This is a genomic window from Shinella lacus, assembly GCF_010994755.1.
Classification (GTDB): Bacteria; Pseudomonadota; Alphaproteobacteria; order Rhizobiales; family Rhizobiaceae; genus Shinella; species Shinella lacus.
In genome coordinates this window covers 53,283-59,352 of the sequence record NZ_WHSB02000023.1, presented here as the reverse complement: position 1 = coordinate 59,352, position 6,070 = coordinate 53,283, and the positions used below count along the sequence as shown (strand labels likewise).

At 63.6% G+C, this 6,070-nt stretch carries 4 protein-coding genes and 1 tRNA gene; 2 read left to right on the top strand and 3 right to left on the bottom strand.

All coding sequences use genetic code 11. The annotated features are described in order from the left end of the window. Window positions 1-268: 268 nt before the first annotated feature. Window positions 269-1,447, bottom strand: a complete 1,179-nt coding sequence (locus GB927_RS32420; protein ID WP_256121315.1) for a CobW family GTP-binding protein — start codon at window positions 1,445-1,447, stop codon at window positions 269-271. A gap of 28 nt (window positions 1,448-1,475) precedes the next feature. Then, the gene (locus GB927_RS32415) at window positions 1,476-2,588 is read right to left on the bottom strand and encodes a D-alanyl-D-alanine carboxypeptidase family protein (RefSeq protein ID WP_256121314.1); all 1,113 of its coding nucleotides are present in this window, start codon (window positions 2,586-2,588) and stop codon (window positions 1,476-1,478) included. 131 nt (window positions 2,589-2,719) lie between these two features. Here GB927_RS32415 and GB927_RS32410 point away from each other — a divergent pair, with 131 nt between their 5' ends. Beyond that, window positions 2,720-3,880, top strand: coding sequence for a M20 aminoacylase family protein (locus tag GB927_RS32410; protein ID WP_256121313.1), 1,161 nt, complete (start codon window positions 2,720-2,722; stop codon window positions 3,878-3,880). Window positions 3,881-3,926: 46 nt separating this feature from the next. Continuing rightward, a tRNA-Arg gene (locus GB927_RS32405) sits at window positions 3,927-4,003 on the top strand. A 28-nt stretch (window positions 4,004-4,031) separates the two neighbouring features. Here GB927_RS32405 and GB927_RS34345 read toward each other — a convergent pair. Further along, window positions 4,032-6,044 carry a calcium-binding protein gene (locus tag GB927_RS34345; RefSeq protein ID WP_305112946.1) on the bottom strand — a complete coding sequence of 671 codons (2,013 nt, stop codon included), beginning with the start codon at window positions 6,042-6,044 and terminating at the stop codon, window positions 4,032-4,034. Between the last annotated feature and the right edge of the window lie 26 nt (window positions 6,045-6,070).

Below are 6,070 nucleotides of genomic sequence, written 5' to 3'. Positions count from 1 at the left end.
GCGACATGCTGGCCCGCTTCAACCGGAAAACAAAGCGCGCATCAAAGACACTCGAAATGCTCCAGATCACACTCGACATCTTCCTCGCAAGAAAACGCCTCGCGAGTCCAACATGAACACTCCCCCCTCAAGGGGGGAGATTGGCAAGTGGTGGGAACACCTCTCAAGCAGCAGCGTGCGTAAAGGGCGAGACGGCGCCTCATCCAATCTCCCCCCTTGAGGGGGAGATGCCCGGTAGGGCAGAGGGGGGGTAAACCGCGCGCAGGCTTTAAAGCCGCAATCCCGGTATCGCCAGCGGATTGTCTGAAAGCGCCGCGCGGTCCGGGCGGTCGATGCTTGGCGTGCCGGTGAAGGCGTCGAAGAGATCGCGCACGAAGGCTTCCGGCAGGTCCTTGGTGATCAGCACCAGACGGGTGCGTCGGTCGTCCGGGTCCGGCCAGGCGGCGAGCCGCTCCGGCGGATGGAAGACGCTCTGCACGCCCTGCAGCACCAGCGGGCGCTCCGGACTGGTGGACATCAGCACGATGCCCTTCATGCGCAGCAGCTTTTCGCCATGGGCGGAGCGCAGGAGGTCGATGAACATTTCCAGCGCCATCGGATCGACCGGGCGATCGTGCACGATGCTGAAGGAGCGGATCGTGGCATCATGACGCGTCACGTCATGGGCGTGCTGGTGGCCGTGCCCGTGGTGATGGTGGTGCCCGTGGTCGTGATGGTGGTGGTCGTGCCCATGATCGTGGTCATGATCATGATCATGATCATGATGATCATGCGCCTCCTCATGCAGCCAGCGCCGGACATCCGGGATCTTGCTGCCGGGGTCGTAGAGGCCGTTGGCGAGCAGAGCCGGACCGACGAGGCCGGGCGTATTGACGTCGGAAACGATCGCACGCGGATTGAGCGCGGCGATCTCCTGCTTCACGGCGTCCACGGCCGCGGCGTCGGCCATCGAGATCTTGCTGATCAGGATGCGGTCGGCGACGGCGACCTGCTTGACCGCTTCGGGGTGATTGGCGAGCGTCGAGAGGCCGTTGACGGCATCGACGACGGTGATCACGCCGTCGAGGCTGAAGGACTGGCTGAGCACGGGATTGCCCATGACCGATTGGAGCACCGGTGCCGGATCGGCCAGCCCGGTGGTCTCGATCACGACGCGCTTCAGCGGCTGGATCTTGCCCGTCTGCATGCGGTCCATCAGGTCGGCCAGCGTATCGACCAGCTCGCCGCGGATCGTGCAGCACAGACACCCGTCGGAGAGTTCGATGACGCCGTCGCTCGACTGCTCGACCAGCAGGTGATCGATGCCCACCTCGCCGAACTCGTTGATGATGACGGCGGTGTCGGTCAGCGTCGGGTCCTTCAGAAGGCGATTGAGCAGGGTGGTCTTGCCCGCACCCAGAAATCCGGTCAGCACGGAAACCGGCACGCGCCGCTCAGCGAGGGTCATGGTCTTGTCCTGTTCGTGAATGTGCCTGTCAGTAGGTCGGCCGCGGGATCGGGATCGGCACATTGGCGATGTCGCCCATGTCGCCGACGGCAACCTGCTCGTTGCCGGCCGGCTTCGTCGCGCCGCCGCCGATGAGCCCGGCATAGACGAGCCTCAGCGGCCGGTCCAGCTCGTGGATATAGGGCGAGACCAGCTTCTGCCGGCCCGCCTCGTCGCGGCCTTCGCTGCGCACCTTGGCGGCATGTTTCGAGCAGATGTCCTCGGAAATGTCGGCGACGGTGTCGCGCGTCTCGCCATAGGGACGGAGCTGGCCGAGCGTCGGCACGTTGCCCGCCCGCATCGTCAGCCCCTTCTCCAGCATGCCGGCCGAAATGTCGGCGCGCGCACCAAGGCTGTCGGAGCCGAGCACCACGGAAACGACGCTGCGGCCGTTGCGGGTGGCGGAAGACACCTGGTTGAAGCCCGAGGCGCAGATGAAGCCGGTCTTCATGCCGTCGGCGCCATCGAAGCGGCCGATCAGCATGTTGAAGTTCGGATATTGCTTCTTGCCGGTGGTAAAGCCTTCCAACGCGAAATAGGAGGCATATTGAGGGAATTCACGCTTCAGCGTCACGGCCAGCACCGCGAGGTCGCGCGCCGTCGTGTACTGGCCCTTGCCGGGCAGGCCGTGCGGATTGATGAAATGCGAAGAGCTCATGCCGATGCGGGCGGCCTCCGCGTTCATGCGCGCGACGAAACCCTGTTCCGAGCCGCCGACCGATTCGCCGATCGCCACGGCGACGTCGTTGGCCGACTTGACGAGGATGATCTTCAGCGCGCTGTCGAGCGTCATCTTCTGGCCGGGCTTGTAATACATCTTGCTCGGCGGTTCGGCAGCCGCGTTCTTGGTCATCGTGACCGTGCTTTCCAGCGTCACCTCGCCGGCCTTGATGGCGCGGAAGACCGTGTAGGCCGTCATCAGCTTGGTGAGGGAGGCGGGATACCAGCGCTGGAAGGCGTCCTCGTGCTCGATGACTTTCAGCGTGTTGACGTCCACCAGCATGCGCGGGTTGGCCGCCGCGGTGGTTGCCAGAAGGGTGGCTGCGAGCAGCAGGCTGGAGCCCAAAATCCGTGCGCTCCGGCGCGTCGTTCGTCCGTTCATCTGCAAGGGTCTGTCCTCGAAATCGGGAGTTGTCTCGAACCGTCGCCCTATTTAACCTATATGGCACCGTGATGGCAAAGCCATCGAGCAGAGATGGCCAATTTTCCGGCCGAACAAGACAGGATGATCGCATGCCCATTCTCAACCGCGCCGCAGAAATGCAGGACGAAATCGCTGAATGGCGCCGCCACATCCACAAGGAGCCGGAAATTCTCTTCGCCGTGGAGAAGACGGCGGCCTTCGTCGCAGAAAAGCTGCGTTCGTTCGGCGTTGACGAAATCGTGACCGGCATCGGCCGCACCGGCGTCGTCGGCCTCATCCGCGGCAAGGGCGAGGGACGCACGATCGGGCTTCGCGCCGACATGGACGCGCTGCCGATCGAGGAGGCGACCGGCAAGCCCTGGGCCTCGACCACAAGGGGCAAGATGCATGCCTGCGGCCATGACGGCCACACCGCCATGCTGCTCGGCGCGGCAAAGTATCTGACGGAGACGCGCAATTTCTCCGGCAATGTCGCGGTCATCTTCCAGCCGGCAGAAGAGGGCGGCGGCGGCGGCAACGAGATGGTCAAGGACGGCATGATGGAGCGTTTCGGCATTGCCGAAGTCTATGGCATGCACAATCTTCCGGGCATGCCGGTCGGCTCCTTCGGCACGCGCCCAGGCGCGATCATGGCGGCGACCGACGAATTCACCATTACGGTCAAGGGCCGCGGCGGCCATGCGGCGCTGCCGCACAAGACGGTCGACCCCATCGTCATCGGCTCGCAGGTGGTGGGTGCGCTCCAGACGATCGTCTCGCGCGTCGCCGATCCGATCGCCTCGCTCGTCGTCTCCGTCACCAAGTTCAATGCCGGCTTTGCGCACAATGTCATTCCCGAGCAGGCGCAGCTTGCCGGCACGGTGCGCACGCTGGACCCCAAGATGCGCGAGGAGGCGGAAGCCCGCATCCGCCAGATCTGCAGCGGCCTTGCCGCGGCACACGGCGCGGAAATCACGGTCGGCTACCACCGCAACTATCCCGTCACCGTCAACCACCCGGACGAGACCAGCCATGCCGTCACGGTGGCGCGCGACATAGCAGGCGAGGCTGCGGTCGACCCGGCGCTCAACCCGATGATGGGTGGCGAGGATTTTTCCTACATGCTGCTGTCCCGCCCCGGCGCCTTCATCTTCATCGGCAACGGCGACACCGCCGGCCTGCACCACCCGGCCTACGACTTCAACGACGACGCCATCCCGCATGGGGTGACCTATTGGGTCAAGCTCGCCGAAAGCCGGCTTTCCGCCTGAAAACCACTTGGCTAAAAGGCCCGGCTTTTGTATGGGTGCAGTCAGTGGTCCCGTAGCTCAGCAGGATAGAGCACCAGATTCCTAATCTGGGGGTCGCGCGTTCGAATCGCGCCGGGATCACCATTTCTTCCAAAGATGATCCAGAACGCCGTCAGAGGATGAAGTCGGTCGCCTTGAGATTGATCTTTCCGTCAAGGAGGATGGAGAAGTCGGCGGTTCCGTCGCCGTCGATGTCGCTGAAAACCGTCGTCTTGCCGTCGGCGATTTCATAGCGCAGTTCGCCGGCCTTGCCGGTGAAATCGCCCTGGCCGAGGAATTTGAAGAACGGGGTTGCCCCGCTGCCGTTGTCGAGGGCGATCTTGCTGAGGTCGATCTTGTCGCCGCCCTTCTGGCTGAAATCCGTGATCGTGTCGCGGGTCCTGGCATCGGCGCCGGAATCGCCCCTGGCGGTGAACAGGAACACGTCTGCGCCCTTGCCGCCGGTCAGGACATTGCGGCCCGCGCCGCCGGCAAGGATGTCGGCGCCGAGGCCGCCGAACAGGTTGTCCGCTCCCGCGCCACCCTCAAGGCGATCGTTCCCGGCACCGCCGTAGAGCGTATCGTTGCCTGCTTCACCGCGCAGCGTATCGGCGCCGTCTCCGCCGCCCATCGTATCGTGGCCCTTGCCGCCGAAGAGGGTGTCGGAACCCTTGCCGCCATAGACCTGGTCGTCGCCGTCTCCGCCGTTCAGGCTGTCGTTACCGTCCCCGCCATAGAGCTTGTCTTCGCCGGCGCCTCCGAGCAGCGTGTCGTTGCCTTTGCCGCCAAAGAGTGCGTCCTTGCCGTCTCCGCCCTGGAGATCGTCGTTCCCATCGCCGCCGCCGATCGTGTCGTCGTCTTGCCCGCCGAAAACGGTGTCGTTACCGCCGCGCGCGAAAATGGTGTCGTCGCCTTTTCCGCCATCGACGATGTCGCGGCCATTGGTGCCGAAAAGCTGGTCGGCGCCGTCCGTGCCCTTTGTCGTTGGCGGATCAAGGGGGCGCGTCACGGTCTCAAGCGTAAACTTGCGCTGAAATATGCCGATATCGTCTTCAGCGCTGTTGCCCGACCAGCTGATGACCCAGCTGCCATCGTCAAGAACGGCGATGGAAGGATATCCCAAGGCAAAGTCGGCACCGTTTACCAGGGTTTCCCGGCCCACGGGCCTTCCCAATCGATCGAACACTTGCTGGAAGATCGCGCCGGAGATATCAGCCCAGGCAACCACCCAGCCGCCGCCGGGAAGGGACGCCGCAGTCTGCAGGGCTTGTGCGTCGAATGTCGTGGTGTTGACCCGGCTTTCAACGCCTCGCATCGAACCGTCGGCGTTGAAGGCCTGTTGATAGATGCCCAGACTGTCCCCATCCTGATATTCGGACGTCCAGGTTACCACCCAGCCGCCGTCTGCCAGAGTGGTGACGATCGGGTCGAGTATGCCGTAGTCGTCGTAATTCGCGCTGGTCAGCGTTTCCGAGTCTCTCGGCGTGCCGTCCGCGTCGAAGGTGCGAATGTGCAATTCGAACGAATCGTTGAAAAAGTCGTAGATAGTCCACACGGTCACCCAGCCGCCATCGGCAAGCGTCGCCACGCTTGGCTGGACACTGATAAGGTCGCCGGTGCTGCTGGAAAGCTGTGTCAGCCCGGTGGAGACGCCATTCAGATCGAAGCGCTGCTGGTAGATGCTCGTGTCGCCGCCCGATGTCTCCAATGTCCAGGTGACGACCCAACCGCCATCCGGCAGGGCGGCGGTGCTTTGTTCGTATTCGTCGTCGCCCACAAGGCCCGGACTGATGTCTGCCAGAAGCCCAACTGTGTTGCCAGTGGCGTCAAACCGTTGCTGGAGGACCTGTTCCGTCGTGCCGTCAGAGGTCGAAAAGTTCACGACCCACCCACCATCGGCGAGCGCGGTCACGGATGGGGAGAGTTCCAGGTCGGCCGACAGGGCATCTATGCGCGTTTCAACGCCTCTGCGGGTTCCATTCGCATTGAAGGCCTGTTGCAGGACTTCGCTATGCGTGCCTGCCAGATCGTACGCTATCCAGGTCACCACCCAACCGCCATCGCTCAGGCCGGTAACGGATGACTCGAACTCCACGTCATCCACCTGCGTGTTGACAAGCGAAATTCCGCCCATGATCAGTGCCATGAAACCGCCCCAGCCCCTCGTGCAGG

Bases quoted from the DNA above. Each gene is read 5' to 3' on its own strand.
- GB927_RS34345 (WP_305112946.1), bottom strand. From the start codon at position 6,044: ATGGCACTGATCATGGGCGGAATTTCGCTTGTCAACACGCAGGTGGAT.
- GB927_RS32415 (WP_256121314.1), bottom strand. From the start codon at position 2,588: ATGAACGGACGAACGACGCGCCGGAGCGCACGGATTTTGGGCTCCAGC.
- GB927_RS32420 (WP_256121315.1), bottom strand. From the start codon at position 1,447: ATGACCCTCGCTGAGCGGCGCGTGCCGGTTTCCGTGCTGACCGGATTT.
- GB927_RS32410 (WP_256121313.1), top strand. From the start codon at position 2,720: ATGCCCATTCTCAACCGCGCCGCAGAAATGCAGGACGAAATCGCTGAA.